Source organism: Vibrio diazotrophicus (genome assembly GCF_038452265.1).
Taxonomy (GTDB): domain Bacteria; phylum Pseudomonadota; class Gammaproteobacteria; order Enterobacterales; family Vibrionaceae; genus Vibrio; species Vibrio diazotrophicus.
Window position 1 is genome coordinate 728,076 of the sequence record NZ_CP151843.1, and the last position, 18,169, is coordinate 746,244.

At 46.8% G+C, this 18,169-nt stretch carries 18 protein-coding genes; 4 read left to right on the forward strand and 14 right to left on the reverse strand.

What is annotated here, in order from left to right:
- The first annotated feature begins 26 nt into the window (after positions 1-26).
- The 4 genes from AAGA51_RS18675 to AAGA51_RS18690 all read left to right on the forward strand — a co-directional run bounded on the left by AAGA51_RS18675 (position 27) and on the right by AAGA51_RS18690 (position 5,331).
- Positions 27-605 carry a NapC/NirT family cytochrome c gene (locus AAGA51_RS18675; protein ID WP_042483062.1) on the forward strand — a complete coding sequence of 193 codons (579 nt, stop codon included), beginning with the start codon at positions 27-29 and terminating at the stop codon, positions 603-605.
- Positions 606-619: 14 nt separating this feature from the next.
- Positions 620-754 (forward strand): TIGR02808 family protein, encoded by a 135-nt coding sequence (locus AAGA51_RS18680; protein WP_081878682.1) that lies wholly within the window; start codon positions 620-622, stop codon positions 752-754.
- 183 nt (positions 755-937) lie between these two features.
- Entirely contained in the window at positions 938-2,230 is a 1,293-nt protein-coding gene (locus AAGA51_RS18685) for an efflux RND transporter periplasmic adaptor subunit (protein ID WP_042483059.1), read from the forward strand.
- Positions 2,227-5,331, forward strand: coding sequence for an efflux RND transporter permease subunit (locus AAGA51_RS18690; RefSeq protein ID WP_255209375.1), 3,105 nt, complete (start codon positions 2,227-2,229; stop codon positions 5,329-5,331). The genes AAGA51_RS18685 and AAGA51_RS18690 overlap by 4 nt, the downstream gene beginning before the upstream one ends.
- Positions 5,332-5,396: 65 nt before the next feature.
- Here the strand turns inward: AAGA51_RS18690 and AAGA51_RS18695 are convergent, their stop codons facing one another.
- The 14 genes from AAGA51_RS18695 to urtA form a co-directional block, all read right to left on the reverse strand.
- Positions 5,397-6,344 carry an AEC family transporter gene (locus tag AAGA51_RS18695; RefSeq protein ID WP_042483055.1) on the reverse strand — a complete coding sequence of 316 codons (948 nt, stop codon included), beginning with the start codon at positions 6,342-6,344 and terminating at the stop codon, positions 5,397-5,399.
- A gap of 208 nt (positions 6,345-6,552) precedes the next feature.
- Entirely contained in the window at positions 6,553-7,095 is a 543-nt protein-coding gene (locus AAGA51_RS18700; protein ID WP_052404575.1) for a HupE/UreJ family protein, read from the reverse strand.
- Positions 7,096-7,176: 81 nt separating this feature from the next.
- Entirely contained in the window at positions 7,177-7,815 is a 639-nt protein-coding gene (gene ureG / locus AAGA51_RS18705; RefSeq protein ID WP_042483051.1) for an urease accessory protein UreG, read from the reverse strand.
- 2 nt (positions 7,816-7,817) lie between these two features.
- The gene (locus tag AAGA51_RS18710; protein ID WP_042483048.1) at positions 7,818-8,480 is read right to left on the reverse strand and encodes an urease accessory protein UreF; all 663 of its coding nucleotides are present in this window, start codon (positions 8,478-8,480) and stop codon (positions 7,818-7,820) included.
- Positions 8,480-9,088, reverse strand: a complete 609-nt coding sequence (gene ureE, locus AAGA51_RS18715; RefSeq protein ID WP_042483046.1) for an urease accessory protein UreE — start codon at positions 9,086-9,088, stop codon at positions 8,480-8,482. Before ureE ends, AAGA51_RS18710 begins: the two co-directional genes overlap by 1 nt.
- Before the next feature lie 23 nt (positions 9,089-9,111).
- The gene (gene ureC, locus AAGA51_RS18720) at positions 9,112-10,818 is read right to left on the reverse strand and encodes an urease subunit alpha (protein ID WP_042483044.1); all 1,707 of its coding nucleotides are present in this window, start codon (positions 10,816-10,818) and stop codon (positions 9,112-9,114) included.
- A 22-nt stretch (positions 10,819-10,840) separates the two neighbouring features.
- Positions 10,841-11,146 (reverse strand): urease subunit beta, encoded by a 306-nt coding sequence (locus AAGA51_RS18725; protein ID WP_042483041.1) that lies wholly within the window; start codon positions 11,144-11,146, stop codon positions 10,841-10,843.
- A gap of 8 nt (positions 11,147-11,154) precedes the next feature.
- Positions 11,155-11,457 carry an urease subunit gamma gene (gene ureA / locus AAGA51_RS18730; protein ID WP_042483037.1) on the reverse strand — a complete coding sequence of 101 codons (303 nt, stop codon included), beginning with the start codon at positions 11,455-11,457 and terminating at the stop codon, positions 11,155-11,157.
- A gap of 26 nt (positions 11,458-11,483) precedes the next feature.
- Complete coding sequence (locus AAGA51_RS18735; protein WP_042483034.1) at positions 11,484-12,344, reverse strand: urease accessory protein UreD; 861 nt, start codon at positions 12,342-12,344, stop codon at positions 11,484-11,486.
- A 4-nt stretch (positions 12,345-12,348) separates the two neighbouring features.
- Positions 12,349-13,044 (reverse strand): urea ABC transporter ATP-binding subunit UrtE, encoded by a 696-nt coding sequence (gene urtE / locus AAGA51_RS18740; RefSeq protein WP_042483030.1) that lies wholly within the window; start codon positions 13,042-13,044, stop codon positions 12,349-12,351.
- The gene (gene urtD, locus AAGA51_RS18745) at positions 13,038-13,877 is read right to left on the reverse strand and encodes an urea ABC transporter ATP-binding protein UrtD (protein WP_042483027.1); all 840 of its coding nucleotides are present in this window, start codon (positions 13,875-13,877) and stop codon (positions 13,038-13,040) included. The genes urtE and urtD overlap by 7 nt, the downstream gene beginning before the upstream one ends.
- The gene (gene urtC, locus AAGA51_RS18750; protein ID WP_042483024.1) at positions 13,874-14,959 is read right to left on the reverse strand and encodes an urea ABC transporter permease subunit UrtC; all 1,086 of its coding nucleotides are present in this window, start codon (positions 14,957-14,959) and stop codon (positions 13,874-13,876) included. The genes urtD and urtC overlap by 4 nt, the downstream gene beginning before the upstream one ends.
- A 2-nt stretch (positions 14,960-14,961) precedes the next feature.
- Entirely contained in the window at positions 14,962-16,638 is a 1,677-nt protein-coding gene (gene urtB / locus AAGA51_RS18755) for an urea ABC transporter permease subunit UrtB (protein ID WP_255209374.1), read from the reverse strand.
- Positions 16,639-16,786: 148 nt separating this feature from the next.
- Positions 16,787-18,061, reverse strand: coding sequence for an urea ABC transporter substrate-binding protein (gene urtA / locus AAGA51_RS18760; RefSeq protein WP_042483021.1), 1,275 nt, complete (start codon positions 18,059-18,061; stop codon positions 16,787-16,789).
- Positions 18,062-18,169 lie beyond the last annotated feature (108 nt).

An 18,169-nucleotide genomic window follows, 5' to 3' on the forward strand; every position in this document is an offset into this window, starting at 1 on the left:
GCAAACCAAACAATAAGAGGCGATTTATGAAACTACTTAAAGCGTTTTGGAGTAAGTTAACTAGGCCAAGTAAAGCGGCTGCTGGTGTTATCTTATTCTTGGGTTTTTCTGGTGGCTTGCTATTTTGGGGCGCATTTAACACAGGTATGGAAATGACCAATACGGAAGAGTTTTGTTCTGGTTGTCATGCTCCTATCGTTGCCGAAATCCAAGAGACAATTCACTACTCTAACCGTTCAGGGGTTCGAGCAATCTGTTCAGACTGTCACGTACCACACGAATGGACAGATAAAATCATTCGTAAAGTTCAAGCATCAAAAGAGCTGTTTGCACATTTCGTAACGAAAACTATCGATACTCCAGAAAAATTCAAAGAGCGCCGCGCGCACTTAGCAGAGCGTGAATGGGCAAGGATGAAGAAGAACGACTCTCTCGAATGTCGTAACTGTCACCAATTTGAATTTATGGATTTCTCAGAGCAAAGTGAACGTAGTGTTCAACAACACTCTACTGCCCTAGCGTCTGGTGAAAAAACATGTGTAGACTGCCACAAAGGTATCGCACATAACCTGCCAGATATGCACGGCGTAGAAGGCTGGCAATAACAAGGAGCACAGAAATGAGTACACTTGAATCCATTATCTGGCATGTTCTAGGTTACAGTGCTATGCCAGTCATTATCCTAGGTGGATTTGTCGGAGTCGCGGCCGTTTCCATTGGCATTCTGTCCCTGACGAAAGATAAAGAGTCGTAAACGCAAGTTATCTCTGACGATTTTTTACTTAACTTTACCCAAATCCGGTGCCCAGCACCGGATTTTTTATTTTAGTTAAAGCTAAATTAACAATATGCGATAAATTGAGATCTGGTACCCGTTCATTAGGTAACTTTTGCATTAGCTTTTACTTATATAAAAACAAAATCAGGGATAGTGACTATGGCTAGCTACAGTTGGATTCAACGATTACTTATTGTTCCCCCACTCGTCTTGGGCGGTATTGTTCTCTTTGTCGCCCCCAGCATGAAAGCCGAACCGCCGAAAACAGAACAAGCTGGAGGCACAAAAGTCGTCCGAGTCATAAAGATAAAACCTCTCGCCATTCAACCTAGTGTTATCGGTTATGGCTATACCCGCCCAGCACAAGAGTGGCAAGCTCAAGCTGAAGTCGAAGGCAGAGTTATTTGGGTCTCTGACCATTTTAAGAACGGCGCATTTGTGACTAAAGGTGAATCTCTTCTTAAACTCGACGACTCCGCCTATCAACTTGCCATCACTAAGCTCAATGCAGAGTTAGATGTCTCCAAACTCAAATATCAAACCATAGGCGTAAGTTATTCGATTGCCGAGCAAGACTACAAACTGCAAAAAGAAGAGTACGAACGCAGCGAACGCTTAGCCAAGACTGGACATCTTTCTCAGACTGAAAAAGACAAAGCCAAACGAGATCTACTTAACAAACAACAGTTGCTGCAAAACCTGAAGAATGAACAAGCGATTACGGTTGCGGAACAACAAGTATTAAATGCTGAGCTGGAAATTGCTCGACGTGACCTTAGCCATACTGAAGTCAAAGCACCTTATGACATTCGCATCACCGAAACCAATATTGATGTCGAAGAGTACGTCAATAAAGGACAAGCGCTGCTCCAATCCGATAGCATGGGCTCGGTAGAAGTACTTGCCCAGTATTCGATTGGCAAAATGCGGCCACTGCGCCGAACGAGTCAGTTGCAAAGCTTCGATAACTCTCTGCACAGCGATTTAGAAGCCACGGTCACTTTAACCACAGGAGACAGGCTGATTCACTGGCAAGGTGTTGTAGACCGAAGTGGCGGCTTTATTGATGCTCAGACACAGAGCCAAACCCTGATTGTCCGCATTCCCGAGCCTTATCGCCAAGCGCAGCCGGGAAAAAGGCCACCTTTGATTCGCGATACCTTTGTTAAAGTCACGCTAAAAGCGCAACAACTGGAAAACCAGCTTATTGTGCCTATTAATGCGATTCATAGCGGTAATGTCTATGTAGTTAAAGACAACCAGCTCGCCATTCAACCTGTTGAAATCGATTTTACTCAGGGTCAAATTGCAGTTCTGAAATCAGGCGTCAGCGAAGGTGACATGGTGGTCGTCAGCCAATTACAACCAGCGGTAGAGGGTATGAAGCTTAAACCGCAACCCGATAAAGCCATGATGCAGTGGTTAAGCCAACAAGCAAAAGGAGATGAATGATGATCGCCTACTTTGCTCAGCACAAAACGGCGGCCAACGTTTTGATGATTGCTATCTTGCTGCTTGGGATTTACGCCCTGCCTAAAATGCAAAAGGACACCTTTCCTTTAGCGCCGACCACTAATATTGAAGTGAAAGTCAGCTATCCGGGTGCTTCGCCTAAAGAAGTGGCGGATGAGATCTGCATTCCTCTTCAAGATGCGATGGATAAGCTAGATGGCGTTCATGAGTTCACTTGTGATGCACGAGAAAACGTGGCAATTGGCAATGTGGAAATCAACCGCGGCGAAAATATCGATGTTCTAACCAGTGAAGTACAGCAAAAAGTGAATGCGATTAGCGACTTCCCAGAACGCTCCGAACAACCAACAGTGACAAAACTCGACCGCATTGCTTCCGTTGTCAGTATCGCAATTACCGGCCCTATGTCTGATCAAGACCTCTACTGGTATGCAAACAAAGTAAAACAAAGTCTTAAAGCCAGCCCAGAGATCGCCCAAGTCACCATCAGTGGTTTCTCTGAGCAAGAGATAGAAGTCTCCGTACCAAGCGAAACCTTAAGGCAATTTGGTCTGAGCATTTCTGATCTTTCAAATCGAATTCAGCAAGAGAACATTAGTATTCCTGCGGGAACAATGAAAAACGACTTATCAGAATCCAGTATTCGCTTTGACCAACTAGCTAAACAGGTGGATGACATCGGGAACTTGATGATCAACAGCGCCACTCAACTGCGTTTAAAAGACATCGCAACCATAGAGCAAAAGTTTGCCCTTGAAGAAGATAAGATTCTGTTTGACGGACAAAGAGCGGCGTTACTGCAAATCTCAAAGAACCAGAATCAGGACACCCTCAAAGTGCGCGAAGCTGTTCAGCGCCTCATCGACAAAGAACAAGCAATGGCTCCTCAAGGGGTTGAGCTCACTATTACTCAGGATGTAAGTGTCAATATCAAAGAGCGTTTGCGTATTCTAGGCAGCAACGGGGTTCAAGGTTTGCTCCTTGCGTTCTTAGCGTTATGGGCATTCTTCAATATCCGCTTTAGTTTCTGGGTAACCGTCGGTCTTCCCGTCTCTTTTCTCGGCACACTGTTTATCATGCTGATACTCGGTTACACCATCAACATGATGACCATGGTCGGGCTGATTGTCGCCATCGGTATTCTGATGGATGATTCATTGATTATTGCTGAGAACATCGCAGCGAAACGTGAAGCTGGCATGGCTCCAGTTCAAGCCGCAATAGAAGGAACAAAGCAAGTATTACCGGGTGTAATCGCCTCTTTTGCAACCACCATCATGGTCGTTGGCCCGTTGATGTTCCTAACCGGAAAGCTCGGTGACATTCTTCGCTATATCCCGATCGTACTAATGATGACTCTGATCGTGAGCTTAGTCGAAGCCATGTTCATTCTGCCTTCACATTTAGCTCATCATCCTGACGTCGCCAATGGCAACCGCATTCGTAGAAGAATCACCGCTGGGTTTGAGTTCGTTCGCGACAAAGGCTTTGTTCCCCTTTCCGTCATCGCAATGCGTGCCCCCTATTTGAGTATTGGTATTTTGCTGTTTGTCGTCGCCGCGACCACTGCCACTTTCCCTGCGGGTTTGTTCAAATTCAAAGCTATGCCAACCCTAGAGAGCGACACACTTCAAGCAAGAATATTGCTTAATCAAGGCAGCTTGTTATCACAAACAGAAAGTGTGGTGAGCAAAGTTGAAAACGCCTTAAAAGAGATGGATAAGGAGTATCAAGAGAAGTTCGGTGAGCCGTTAATCAACAGTATTACGGTTATGTATAACACCAACATCGATGCCTTTGATTCTGGTCCACATATGGCAACGGTTAGTGCAGACTTGCTACCCGCTCAATTTCGTCAAGAAAGCATCAAAGACCTCATCCAAAGTTGGAAAAGCAAAGCTGGCCCTACTGCTGATGTTATTGCTCTGAAATTTACAGACAAGGAACGTGGCGTTGCAGGTATCGGTATTGATATCCGAGTTCAGGGAAACGACCCACAAGAACTCTATGCGGTGAACTTAGCTTTGATGAAATGGCTCAAACAATTCGACGGTGTATTCAATCTTTCTTCCGATTTGCGATACGGACGTGACGATATTCAAGTCACACTCAAAGACCAAGCTGGCGTATTGGGCGTTACCGCATCTCAAGTCGCACAAACACTACGCAACGCGGTGAAAGGCAACAATGAACTAACAGTGTTCCAAGACGGAGAGATCGTCGATATTCGCATCCGCCAAAGTAACTTCCTGCATCAAGCAACGCTTGACGACCTGAATGATCTTGTTATCACCGCCAACAACGGCAAACTTATCCCATTAATGGCAGTCGCTGATTTAACCCAGTCTAAAGCCTTTTCGCGGCTTAACTTAGTTAACGGTACTCCAACCGCAACAGTACAGGGAAACATCAATACTCAAGTGGCGAATGCTCGTGAAATCATGCAGCAGTTTTACAAAGAGTTTGTGCCTAAAATGGCGCAGAAATACCCCGAAGTGCATTTCACTTCTCAAGGGCAGGATAAAGAGAGTGCAGACACTGGCTCGTCACTGCTCACCTATTTTGCACTTGGCATTATTGGCGTGTATCTGATACTGGTATTTTTGTTCAAAAGCTTCGTTCAACCGTTTGCGGTTTTGCTTGCCATTCCAATGGCTTGGATTGGCGTTGTTTGGGGACACTTAGGATTGGGAATAGATTTGACGATTCCGAGTCTGGTGGGCTTTGCCACCCTTGCGGGTATTGTGGTTAACGACAATATTCTGCTGGTCACTTTTGTGAAAGACAAAGTGGCAGAAGGTCAGGAGCTACGCCAAGCATGTAAGCTAGCCATTCATGACCGATTCAGAGCCATAGTGATCACCTCACTCACTACCTTTGCTGGCTTATTACCTTTGCTGACCGAAACCAGTACTCAGGCGCAATTTTTAATACCGCTAATTGCCAGCATTGCCTTTGGTCTGGTGAGTGCCACATTGCTTGCTGCCGTAGTGGTCTCTTGTGTGCTGCTCATTTTAAATGACATTAACCCCAAACTTTGTGGCAGTGATTTGACATTAGAAAACGCAGAGCACGCGTAATAGCGTGCTCTGGAAAACTTTATGTACTTTGGAAAACTTTAAAATTCTTTGGGAAATGCTGAAAACTAAAGCGTGCTGAGGAAAACGAGCATGATTGGCGTGAGCACCATGGACACGAAGTAGCTGGTAATCCAACTGGTATTCGCCACCTCTTTGTCCAAACCATAAAGCACTGCTGGTAGCGTGCCCATAAATGCTGTGGGCATCACTGCCAGCACCAAACACACCTTCGCGACCAGTTGTCCTTCAACCTGCCAAAGGTTAAACAGTGAAAGCATGACTAAAACCACCAGCACCGCACATACAGAGCGGGCAATGGTCGCCGTCAATGCCACTTTTTGCCAGCGCTTTCCACCTTTCAGATTAAAGGTTAGCCCCACAGAAGCTATCAGCAAAAAAGTACCCACAGGGATTGTCCAGTGACTCACTGAAAGCAGAAATTCAGGACGTTCAATCCCCGCTACATTGAGCAGTAAACCAGCAGAGATCGCGCAAATAGCGATGAGGAAAATCGGGTCTTTCCACACTTGTTTGTTTTGTGTGGACTTGAGCGCTTCATCTTGAGATTTGGATTTTGCGTATGGGAAAACCAGACCAAAATAGGTCAATTCTTCAAACAGTTTAAACAGAGCCATCATAGCCACGCCGTTTTCACCAAATGTGATGAACAGAACAAGGTTACCCAGCGCGCCAATGTTGTAGAGCGCCGTCACAGGTACAAGCGCCCCTGTTTGCACAGGCGTTAAGCGGTTCTTCTTTGCTACAACAATCCCGACCAAGGTACCCGCGGCGATCACACCTGCGCCTATAAAAGGCAGATACAATAACTCAGTGCGAATATCACTTAGCTGCCATAAAGAGACAAAGACACTAAACGGAATCAATGCCATCAGCGCTACTTTGGTTAAAACCAAACTAACAAAAGATGAACGCTGTTTGAGATAACGTTGGAGAAATAATCCCAGCACAAAACCGCTAAAAATAATGCCGAAAGTAAAGACGAATGGGTTCACAAAGATAGACCTTACATCTAATGCACAGACGCGTTTAGTTATCTCAGCTTAGCTAGCTCATTACAATGCTTTTTGAAAAATTATTTCATATTTAAATAAATTATTTCACCAATGACATGACTGGATATAAACATTCAACATAAACAAAGGGAGCATTTCGCTCCCTTTGCTTTCACTTCTGACCCGTATTTATAGCCAACGGATGTTGTTATTGTTTAACAGTAGTGAAATGAGCAACAGCATTGCGAATAGCTTTAACCATTACATTAACGCCAACCATCACCATTACGCTTGCGACTAGTGAACCGAGGCCAAACTCACTCACTGCGCCAATCGCTTCTGCGCCTTGTACTAAGCCATGACAAGCACTGAACGCTGCAATACTGATCATAGAAAGCCACTTAATTGCCCCGGTTTTGCGGTATGCATACAAAGCCACAGGCAACGCAATCAAAGAGCCAGCAACCAGCGATTCCACCATTGATGCATTCGACCATTCAACGCCAACAAAGAATCCGGCCATTAACGCGGCAGCAAAACAAGCAATAATTTGCGCCGATTTTTTGTAGCTATAACTTGCCGCAAAAAAGCCAATCAAGACCAGTGCAGCAAGATGATCAATGCCCGTTAACGGGTGCAAAAATCCTTCAGAGAAACTCGCGTGCATTGCGTGCCCAGTGTGGGCAAAGCTTGGTGAACTTGCGGCTAATAACGCGGCAGCAGAGATGATTTTGCTAAGAGATAGTTTCATTTAAAAATTCCTTTTCTTACAACAGCCTGTTAATGCGGCTCTATTAGATCTGTTCGGTGTTAAATCTGCTCTGTATTAGAACTATTCAGTGACGACGACATTCACTTCACGCTCTGCCAACATGCCTTGCTGAACGATAAAATCGATGACCGTTTTCAAACCGTCACCACGAATTAAGTTGGTAAACACAAACGGTTTATCACCGCGCATTTTCTTCGCATCTCTGTCCATCACTTCAAGTGATGCGTTAACCATCGGCGCGAGATCAGTTTTGTTGATGATCAGAAGATCTGACTTAGTGATACCCGGCCCACCTTTACGTGGGATTTTGTCTCCCGCACAAACGTCAATCACATACAGCGTCAAATCAGAGAGTTCTGGACTGAAGGTCGCGCTCAAGTTGTCACCGCCACTTTCTACCAGCACCAATTCCAAACCCGGATGACGATGTTGCAACTCATCGATAGCTGCGAGATTCATAGAAGCATCTTCGCGAATTGCAGTATGGGGACAACCGCCGGTTTCAACCCCCATAATGCGGTCAATATCCAGCGCTTCATGACGCATCAGAAACTCAGCATCTTCCTTGGTGTAAATATCATTCGTTACCACCGCAAGATTGTAGTGTTCACGCATTGCCGAACATAACTGACGTAACAACGCGGTTTTACCGGAGCCGACCGGGCCACCGACGCCTACTCGTAAACATTGTGTGCTCATATTTAACTCCTAAATAATCTTGAATATTGAGTCTCATGCCATGCACTCACCATGGCAAAATTGGGTAATGTCAGCCCGATGTTGTCGTCACTGACGGATAAACCTGTTTCGATCGCCTGTTCAATCACAGGCATCATTTCGATTAATACTTTCTGCGCAGAGGTCTGTCCTAGCGGAACGGTTTTGCACGCCACCGTGACCTGATTTTCTAGCCAAGACCAGAGCCAACCCGTCGCCGCGACTTCAAGTGGCACGTTAAAGTGCACACAAGCTTTGGCATATAGTGGTAGGTAACTCATGCTGCGCGCTTTACTGTCTAGCTCAACGTTTAAACTGGCCAATAAGCGATGAAGAGTTTGCCCTAGTTTCTGCTCCTCCATCACCAGCTCTGCGGTTTCACGGTTAGCCAGTAACACCTGCTGCCAATATTCGATTTGGTTTACATCGTTGAGTTGCCATGCCTGATAAAAGCGCTTTAACAGCGGTAGTTCCAAATTTGCCTGCCCGCTTCTCAGCAGCGGAGACAGCCATGCCTTTAAGCTCGCTTCATCCTTCACCCATTGCAGTTCCACCGCACCTTCCAAGCCTTGGCTATAGGCAAAAGCACCTATTGGCAGACTCGGGCTACTTAAATGCAGCAGAGATAACAACGCTGAAATCTGCATTAGTGATGGTGCTCCCCATGGCTTTTGTTGTGCGATTCAGTGTGCAAATGATTATGGGAATGACCATGAGAATGGCTGTGCCCATGTGAATCGCTATGTCCATGAGAATGACCGTGGTCGTGATCGTGCGACTGATGATCATGTGAATGGTCATGCTCATGCCCGTGATGATGACTTTTACCACTGCCATGATAAGCGCCATTTTCTGGCGTGAATTCTGCCAATTGGGCTTCACACACCAGCCCCATCATTTCCACCATTTCTTGCAGTACATGGTCGGGTTGGAATCGCAGCCAACACTGACCTATCGCCATAGGCACATGACGGTTACCCATGTGGTAACACGCCTTAGCAAAGGTTTCCCAATCATCGGTTTTCGCTGTCACTACGGCTTCTTTTTCCGCAACCACAACCAATACTTGTCCGCACTCGGTGTGCAGATAGTCACCATGTTTAAGCACATCTCCACGAGGTAAAAACACACCTACATCCAAACCAGATTGACTCAATGTTCTGAATCGACCTTTCTGACGCAGTGCAAATGGCAAAATCACCTTATCCAACACTGCTCCATGGAAATGGTCGGAACGTCCTACAACTTTCAACATACAACTCTCCTTAGTTCGGTTTCTCAGAACAACGAATAACGCTGTGCCAGAGGCAGTTCCGTTGCTGGGTCGCAAGTTAACAACTGTCCATCCGCTTTCACTTCATAGGTTTGCGGATCGACACTGATCACCGGCATGTAGTCGTTATGAATCATGTCGTTCTTGGTTACGTTACGACTGTTTAAACACGCAGCTAACTCACGTTTCAGTCCTAGTGTTTGCTGCAAGCCGTTCTCGATTGCCGCTTTGCTGGTGAAAGTGACTGACGTTGCAGCGCCCGCAGTGCCAAATCCGCCGAACATATAGCGATAATGCACAGGTTGAGGTGTTGGAATGGATGCGTTCGCATCTCCCATTGGTGCAGCAGCAATAAAACCGCCTTTAATAATCAACGCTGGCTTAACGCCAAAGAAAGCCGGTTTCCAAAGTACGATATCCGCCAACTTACCTACTTCCAATGAACCGACAGCATGAGAGATGCCATGCGCAATAGCTGGGTTAATGGTGTATTTGGCGATGTAACGCTTGGCGCGGAAGTTATCCGCCTGACGCTCTTCATCTTCTGGCAATAAGCCGCGCTGCACTTTCATCTTGTGAGCGGTTTGCCAAGTACGACAAATCACTTCGCCCACTCGACCCATTGCCTGCGAGTCAGAAGCAATCATCGAAAAAGCGCCTAAGTCATGCAGAATGTCTTCTGCTGCAATGGTCTCTTTACGGATACGAGAATCAGCAAACGCTACATCTTCAGGAATGTTGGGATCAAGGTGATGGCACACCATCAACATGTCGAGGTGTTCATCCACTGTGTTTACTGTGTATGGACGAGTCGGGTTAGTGGAAGAAGGAAGCACATTCGGCTGACCACAAGCGACGATAATATCCGGAGCATGACCACCACCCGCACCTTCCGTATGGTAGGTGTGAATCGTACGACCTTTGAATGCCGCAAGGGTATCTTCAACAAAGCCCGATTCATTTAACGTATCGGTATGAATCGCGACCTGAATATCGTACTTTTCAGCCACTGCCAAGCAGTTATCAATCGAAGCCGGTGTCGTTCCCCAGTCTTCATGCAGTTTTAAGCCACACGCACCCGCTTCAAGTTGTTCTTCTAACGCTTGCGGTAAACTGGCGTTTCCTTTACCAAGGAAACCAAAGTTCATCGGCATTAAGTCTGTACTGCGCAGCATCTGAGCGAGGTTCCAAGCGCCCGGTGTACAGGTAGTGGCGTTAGTCCCCGTTGCTGGGCCTGTGCCGCCGCCCAACATAGTCGTTGTGCCTGACATCAGCGCTTCTTCGATTTGCTGCGGACAGATAAAGTGAATGTGCGCGTCAATCGCGCCTGCCGTCACAATATGACCTTCGCCAGCAATCACTTCTGTGCTGGCACCGATATGAATCGTCACGTTCGGCTGAATATCTGAATTACCCGCTTTGCCGATTGAGTGGATCTTGCCATCTTTAATACCGATATCGGCTTTAACAATGCCCCAGTGATCGAGGATCAGAGCATTAGTGATCACGCAGTCCACCACTTCGTCGCGGCATTTCTGACCTTGTCCCATGCCATCGCGAATCACCTTACCGCCACCAAATTTCACTTCGTCGCCATAAGTCGTAAAATCCTTTTCAACCTGAATCCACAGCTCAGTGTCCGCTAAACGAACTTTGTCGCCGGTTGTCGGCCCGTACATATCGGCATACGCAGCCCTAGATATCTCTGCCATTTTTATTTCCTATTCCTTGAAATCAGACCTTACCCATCACTTCTGCGCGGAAGCCATACACTTCTCTCGCGCCATCTAACTCAACCAGTTCTACGTTGCGAGTTTGTCCCGGTTCAAAACGAACAGCCGTTCCCGCAGCAATGTTCAAACGCATTCCTTTGGTTTTCTCACGCTCAAAATCGAGTGCTGGGTTGGTTTCAAAAAAATGATAATGGCTGCCTACCTGCACAGGTCGGTCACCGTGATTCACCACTGAAATACTCAAGGTTTTACGCCCCGCATTCAGTTCAATGGGTGCAGATTGCAGTTGGTATTCTCCAGGCTTCATAACGCCTCCTACTGAATCGGGTTATGAACGGTGACCAGTTTAGTCCCGTCAGGAAAGGTGGCTTCAACCTGCACTTCTTCTAGAAGCTCTGCAATGCCGTCCATAACTTCGCTTTTGCTTAATAAAGTGCGTCCTTCACTCATTAACTGAGCCACAGTTTTACCTTCTCGCGCACCTTCCATAATGGTTGCGGAGATATAAGCACTGGCTTCTGGATAGTTGAGCTTGATACCTTTAGCCAATCGGCGCTCAGCCAATAACGCCGCAGTAAACAGCAGCAGTTTATCCTTGTCTCTTGGTGATAATTCCATATCGTCCCTCTGAAAAATGGTTTAAATCAGGTGTTCCAAATCCTTGGTGGGCAAGGCTTTATGCCCATCAATAGCGGTCGCAGAAGTTGCCAACATCCACGTAATTGTTGTTGTGCCTGTTCACTGCAATCGCCCAAATAGCGAACCACTATTACCCCTAGGCGATGGGTAACGCTCAGTGTCGTTTGCTTTGAATCTAAGGAATGTCTTAATGCACTAACCGCAGAATCTGCATCTTCAATACCAAACACCACCAAAGTTCCAGACACCAGATGATGGTTGAAACCACTCATGGCGGTGAGAAGCGGATCGTCCGCAGACAGAAATTGGCGCTCAAGCAGAATCGGCTTATCTTCCAAATAGACCGCCAAACGCTGTTCAACGCTGCCGCTAACAAATGGCAGATGACTTTTCGGTCGACCTAAACAGAACACGTCAATGCCGACGAATTTCGCCTCGCCATACAAGTTCACTCGTGTAGAAAGTTTGCCGTGCGCACCGTCAAACACGATGGTTTCCATAGGCATCCATTCACAACGGGCACTATGCACATCAATATGAACCTGCTGACGCTGTGCGCCGCCTTGGCTGTCAGCTCGATAGATTTTTCCCGCAGAAGGTGTGGTGATCAGCGCGTGGCTGCCTTGTGCACATTCCACCTGAATGCTTAAGTCATCGCCAGAAACCAACCCACCCGGCGGATGCAGCAAATAAACGTGGCAAACCTCCTGCTCTGGGTAGAATGGACGCTGTACACGCAATGGGCCTTGAAACGCCATTTGGTGCATTCGAGTTTTCTCGCCATCAAAATCAAAACCCAGCGAGAGAAACGCTGGCCAGTGGCGCTCGGTTTGACTGATGAGATCGAACTTAGACATAAGATTCATAGCGCTACACCGTTAGATATTCTTTGACCAGAGCATCATTGAGTTCTGTCATCTCACCTGCCGCCACTTGGCGTCCACGATCAAGAATGCAGAATCGGTCAGCCACTTTTCTTGCAAATGGTAACTTCTGTTCGACCAGCAATACCGTCAGACCAATTTCCTGATTTAGACGGCGGATGATGTCGCCAATCTCAGTCACTACGTTAGGTTGTATACCTTCTGTTGGCTCATCCAGAATCAGTAGTTTTGGGTTAATGACCAGTGCGCGACCGATCGCAAGTTGCTGCTGCTGACCACCTGAAAGGTCGCCGCCACGACGATGCAGCATCTCTTTGAGCACAGGGAAAAGCTCATAGATAAAATCCGGTACATTTTTGCTCTTATCGCCGCGCACGGGTAAACCTATACGCAGGTTTTCCTCCACCGTGAGCAGAGGGAATATTTGGCGACCTTGAGGGACATAACCGATCCCCAAAGGCGCACGTTTTTCCGCTGATAATCCAGCAATGTCTTGCCCAAAATATTCAATTTGACCACTTTGTGTCGCGAGCAACCCCATCACACATTGCAGTAACGTGGTTTTACCCACGCCATTGCGTCCCATCAGGCAGGTGCATTTACCCTCTTCAACATTAAGGTCTAAGTCCCACAGGGTATGGCTTTGTCCATAAAACTGGTTTAATCCTTTCACCGTTAACATGCTTCTTCTCCCAAATAGACTTCAACCACTTTGGGGTTGCTTTGCACCTGATCCATGGTGCCTTCGGCAAGTACAGAGCCTTGATGAAGAACCGTAACGTTTTTGGCAATCGAGCGAACAAAATCCATGTCGTGTTCAACCAACACAATGGTGCGTTCGCCAGCGAGGCTGGTGAGCAGCTCGCCGGTTCTGTCCATTTCCTGATGTGTCATTCCCGCCACAGGCTCATCCACCAGCAACAGTTTCGGGTTTTGCATCAGCAGCATACCAATCTCTAGCCACTGTTTTTGTCCGTGAGATAGCGCGCCAGCGAGTAGAAAGCGTTGAGGCTCTAAACCAATTTGTTTCAGCACATAATCGATGTAATCAATGTCTGACGAACTCAGTTTGGCAAACAAGGTCGAACGAACGGTTTTCGCTCCAGCCATTGCCAGTTCAAGGTTGTTAAACACGTTTTGGTTTTCAAATACCGTTGGTTTTTGGAATTTACGACCGATTCCCGCTTGAGCAATTTCCGGTTCACTCAGTTCAAGCAGATCAATATTCTGCCCAAACCAAGCACTGCCACTGTCTGGGCGAGTTTTGCCAGTAATAATGTCCATCATGGTGGTTTTGCCCGCGCCATTAGGACCGATAATGCAGCGCAGCTCCCCTTGATTGATGTACAAATTGAGATCGTTTATCGCTTTGAAGCCATCAAAACTCACTGTCAATCCTTCAAGGTAAAGCAAGCAGCCATGACCAACGGTCAGCATTGGATTTACTTTCGGCACAAGGAAATCATAAACATGTTCACGGTCAGTCATTGACCTTGCAAAATCTCTCAAGCTCATGCGTTTGCCTCCTTGGTTTTGATAAGCCCAACCACACCTTTTGGCAGGAACAGCGTCACTAACACAAACATAGCGCCGAGGCTAAACAGCCATACCTCTGGTAGCGCAGCGGTTAAATAGGTTTTGGCATAGTTCACCGCTAATGCACCCACCACCGCGCCGTACAAAGTTGCGCGACCACCCAATGCAACCCAAACCACCAGCTCAATCGAGTTCAAAGGAGAAAATTCAGAAGGATTGATGATGCCTACTTGCGGTACATACAAAGCACCGGCAATACCAGCTAACACAGCCGAAAAACAGAAAATCGCTAACTTGATGTATTCCACTTTGTAACCCGTGAATCGGGTACGAGATTCCGCATCGCGCACCGCCATTGCTACGCGCCCTAAACGGCTCACCACAATAAAACGACACGCCAGATAACCAAGACCAAGTGCGACACCCGATAAAATGAACAACGCGATTCGTGTTGAGTTAGCCTGTAAATCAAAGCCCAGAAGATCTTTGAAATCGGTTAGACCGTTGTTGCCACCAAAACCCATTTCGTTACGGAAAAATGCCAACATCAATGCATAAGTCAGCGCTTGAGTGATGATTGATAAATACACACCTGTTACGCGAGAGCGAAACGCCAACCAACCAAAAACAAACGCAAGTACACCAGGTGCGAGAACGATCATTAAAGCTGCAAACCAGAACTGGTCGAAACCGTGCCAGAACCAAGGCAGCTCTTTCCAGTTTAAAAACACCATGAAATCCGGCAGTTCAGGGTTGCCGTAAATGCCACGATCACCGATCTGACGCATCAGATACATACCCATTGCATAGCCACCCAAAGCAAAGAATGCCGCATGACCTAAGCTCAGAATTCCCAAATAACCCCACACCAAATCCACAGCAACAGCGAGTAATGCATAGGTAAGGTACTTCCCCATTAGCGTGACGGTATAGGTTGAAATATGCAGTGCACTGCCTGAACCCACTAGCATGTTCAACACTGGAATCACACACAGAGCCACTGCCAAAACCAATAGAAATGTCATGGTAGAGCGATCAAATAACTTCGGTTGATACACCATGATTATCCCTCCGCAGAACGCCCTTTCTGAGGGAATAATCCTCGGGGCTTTTTCTGAATAAATAGAATGATGAACACAAGCACTAGGATTTTCGCCAGAACGGCGCCAGCCCAAGGTTCAAGAACTTTATTTGCCACGCCTAGTGACATACCCGCGACCAGCGTTCCCCACAAGTTGCCCACACCGCCGAATACCACCACCATGAAAGAGTCGATAATGTAAGCCTGACCTAAGTTCGGTCCTACGTTGGTTAGCTGACTTAACGCAACGCCCGCAATACCCGCAATGCCCGAGCCTAAACCGAAAGTCATAGCATCCACCCATTCAGAGCGAACTCCCATCGCACGTGCCATACTGCGGTTTTGCGACACAGCGCGAACCTCAATACCCAAGCGGGTGTAGTTCAAAATCAAGTACAAAAGTGCAAACACAATCAGACAGAAAACAATGATGTATAAACGGTTTAACGTCAGGCTAAGCAGAGGGTTTATCTCAATCACACCTTGCATAAAATCCGGTGTTGAAACCGATCGGTTTAGCGGAGAGAACACTGTGCGAACCGCTTGTTGCAGAATCAGGCTGATACCGAATGTTGCTAACAGTGTTTCTAATGGTCGACCATACAAAAAGCGAATCACGCAACGTTCAATCAGTACACCAGCAACTGCTGACACAACAAACGCTAAAGGGATGGAGATAAATACAGATAAACCGATGTGTTCTGGCATTAGGGTTTGAACCACATAAGTGGTGTACGCGCCCAACATGATGAGTTCGCCGTGTGCCATGTTGATGACGCCCATAACACCAAAGGTAATCGCAAGACCAATCGCTGCCAACACCAATACAGAACCAAGACTTAAGCCGAAAAACAGGGTTTGCGTCATGTCCGCCACTTTCTCGCGCTGCTCAATATTGCTTAACGCGATACGCGCAACACCAATGAGTGCACTCTCAGGGTTCTCACTAATAAACTGATTAAGCGCATTACGAGCCGTTGGTTGGTAGCTGGGTTTGAGAGTATCAATCGCTTGAGCAAGGACATTGTCATCACTGCTGTTTTTCAAATCATAGATAGCCAGCGCCGTGGTTCCTAAGTCTTTCACTTTGGCATCTGACTCTTTCACTAAGTGATCTTTAAGGAATTGATAACTCTCTTCATCCATCGAACCCATCAACTGGTTAATCGCGTCAACACGCTGGTCCGAGTTAGGATGAGAGATGCTTAACGCGGCGATTGCCGATTTTAATTTGCCACGCAAACTGTTGTTGATACCGATTTTTTTAATCGCTCGGGAACTTACTGTCGATTGAGAATTTGCCGTCGATGTATCGCCATCATTGGTCGAAAGAAGTGGCTGAATAGTGACGTCACTGCCCTCTTTGGCTTTAATGACCACCAATGTTGAGCTTGATTTCTCAACATATAAATCGCCATTCAATAGCAGACTCAGAACGTCAACCGCTCGCTCGTCACCACTTTGTAAGATGCTATCCACACCCGATTCGATTTGATTGAATTTGAGTGTCGAAATCGCTTGTAAGCCTTCATCGAATGAAGCGCTCGTCTCGGCTTGCGCCAAAGAAGTCACACATAAGGCTGTCACCCCAAGCAACCACACCAGAGCTATTCGTCTGGTATCGCTTACTATGGAATACATTCGCTTAATTAAGACCATGAGTAACCCTTTCTGACTCGGCTATTCGCCCAGCCTCTAAAATCCATTTCTTGCTTTATCAAGCAGAGGATAAGTGGGGCTTTCGCACCCACTTATTTCGTTGCGTCTGGCTAATTTCGTAAAACAGCAGGAAGGTCTGTGTTACGAATTAGAAGTTCTGACCAGAACATTTACCTGTTTTAACGTTGTAGTTACCGCAGCTAAGTGGCGCGCGCCAATCTGAAATCAGGTCTTTAGAACCCGGTAAGAAATCAGACCAAGCATCACCCGCAACCAAACCAGCCGTTTCCCATACTGTTTGGAACTGACCGTCATCTTGGATTTCACCAATCAGAACAGGTTTAGTGATGTGGTGGTTAGGCATCATGGTTGAGTACCCGCCAGAAAGGTTAGGAACAGACGTACCAATGAGCGCGTTTTGCACGGCTGCTGGATCTGTAGTGCCTGCCGCTTCAACCGCTTTCACCCACATGTTGAAACCGATGTAAGTCGCTTCCATTGGGTCGTTCGTGGTGCGTTTGTCGTCTTTAGTGAATTTGTGCCACGCTTCGATAAACTCTTCGTTCGCTTGCGAATCCACGCTTTCGAAGTAGTTCCACGCTGCTAAGTGACCGACAAGTGGAGCTGTGTCCATGCCGGATAGTTCTTCTTCACCCACAGAGAATGCAACCACTGGAATTTGGTCAGCCGTTACGCCTTGGTTACCCAACTCCTTATAGAAAGGTACGTTTGCATCGCCATTGACGGTAGAAACAACCGCTGTTTTCTTGCCCGCTGAACCGAATTTCTTAATATCAGAAACAATAGACTGCCAATCAGAGTGGCCGAAAGGCGTGTAGTTGATCATGATGTCTGATTCCGCCACGCCTTTATCTTTCAAATAGGCTTCAAGGATTTTGTTGGTAGTACGAGGGTAAACATAGTCTGTACCTGCAAGAACCCAACGTTTCACACCTTGATCCATCAGGTAATCAACCGCTGGAATTGCCTGTTGGTTTGGCGCTGCGCCTGTGTAGAACACGTTTTTCGAAGACTCTTCACCTTCATACTGAACTGGGTAGAACAGAATGCTGTTCAACTCTTCAAATACTGGCAATACAGATTTGCGAGATACTGAAGTCCAGCAACCGAATACTGCTGATACTTTGTCTTTTGAAATCAATTCGCGCGCTTTTTCTGCAAATAGAGGCCAGTTAGACGCTGGGTCAACAACCACAGGCTCTAGCTTTTTACCAAGCAAACCACCCTTTTTGTTTTGCTCTTCAATCAGCATCAACATTGTATCTTTCAGTGTGGTTTCACTGATTGCCATAGTGCCTGACAATGAGTGCAACACACCGACTTTAATCGTGTCTGCTGCTAGTGCATGTGCACTGAGTAGTGACGCCGCCAGTACTGCCGTGGAGAGGAATTTCCGTTTCATTTTTCATCTTCCCTTGATTAATAAATGGTTCAAACTTACACCCCCAATGACAGACATCAGTTACAGACATCAGAAGCAAGCTCCGGAAAAGTATCGGTGAGATAGAGA

Coding starts and splice junctions, on each gene's coding strand:
- AAGA51_RS18675 (WP_042483062.1), top strand. CDS start 27: ATGAAACTACTTAAAGCGTTTTGGAGTAAGTTAACTAGGCCAAGTAAA.
- AAGA51_RS18680 (WP_081878682.1), top strand. CDS start 620: ATGAGTACACTTGAATCCATTATCTGGCATGTTCTAGGTTACAGTGCT.
- AAGA51_RS18685 (WP_042483059.1), top strand. CDS start 938: ATGGCTAGCTACAGTTGGATTCAACGATTACTTATTGTTCCCCCACTC.
- AAGA51_RS18690 (WP_255209375.1), top strand. CDS start 2,227: ATGATGATCGCCTACTTTGCTCAGCACAAAACGGCGGCCAACGTTTTG.
- AAGA51_RS18700 (WP_052404575.1), bottom strand. CDS start 7,095: ATGAAACTATCTCTTAGCAAAATCATCTCTGCTGCCGCGTTATTAGCC.
- ureG (WP_042483051.1), bottom strand. CDS start 7,815: ATGAGCACACAATGTTTACGAGTAGGCGTCGGTGGCCCGGTCGGCTCC.
- AAGA51_RS18710 (WP_042483048.1), bottom strand. CDS start 8,480: ATGCAGATTTCAGCGTTGTTATCTCTGCTGCATTTAAGTAGCCCGAGT.
- ureE (WP_042483046.1), bottom strand. CDS start 9,088: ATGTTGAAAGTTGTAGGACGTTCCGACCATTTCCATGGAGCAGTGTTG.
- ureC (WP_042483044.1), bottom strand. CDS start 10,818: ATGGCAGAGATATCTAGGGCTGCGTATGCCGATATGTACGGGCCGACA.
- AAGA51_RS18725 (WP_042483041.1), bottom strand. CDS start 11,146: ATGAAGCCTGGAGAATACCAACTGCAATCTGCACCCATTGAACTGAAT.
- ureA (WP_042483037.1), bottom strand. CDS start 11,457: ATGGAATTATCACCAAGAGACAAGGATAAACTGCTGCTGTTTACTGCG.
- AAGA51_RS18735 (WP_042483034.1), bottom strand. CDS start 12,344: ATGAATCTTATGTCTAAGTTCGATCTCATCAGTCAAACCGAGCGCCAC.
- urtE (WP_042483030.1), bottom strand. CDS start 13,044: ATGTTAACGGTGAAAGGATTAAACCAGTTTTATGGACAAAGCCATACC.
- urtD (WP_042483027.1), bottom strand. CDS start 13,877: ATGAGCTTGAGAGATTTTGCAAGGTCAATGACTGACCGTGAACATGTT.
- urtC (WP_042483024.1), bottom strand. CDS start 14,959: ATGGTGTATCAACCGAAGTTATTTGATCGCTCTACCATGACATTTCTA.
- urtB (WP_255209374.1), bottom strand. CDS start 16,638: ATGGTCTTAATTAAGCGAATGTATTCCATAGTAAGCGATACCAGACGA.
- urtA (WP_042483021.1), bottom strand. CDS start 18,061: ATGAAACGGAAATTCCTCTCCACGGCAGTACTGGCGGCGTCACTACTC.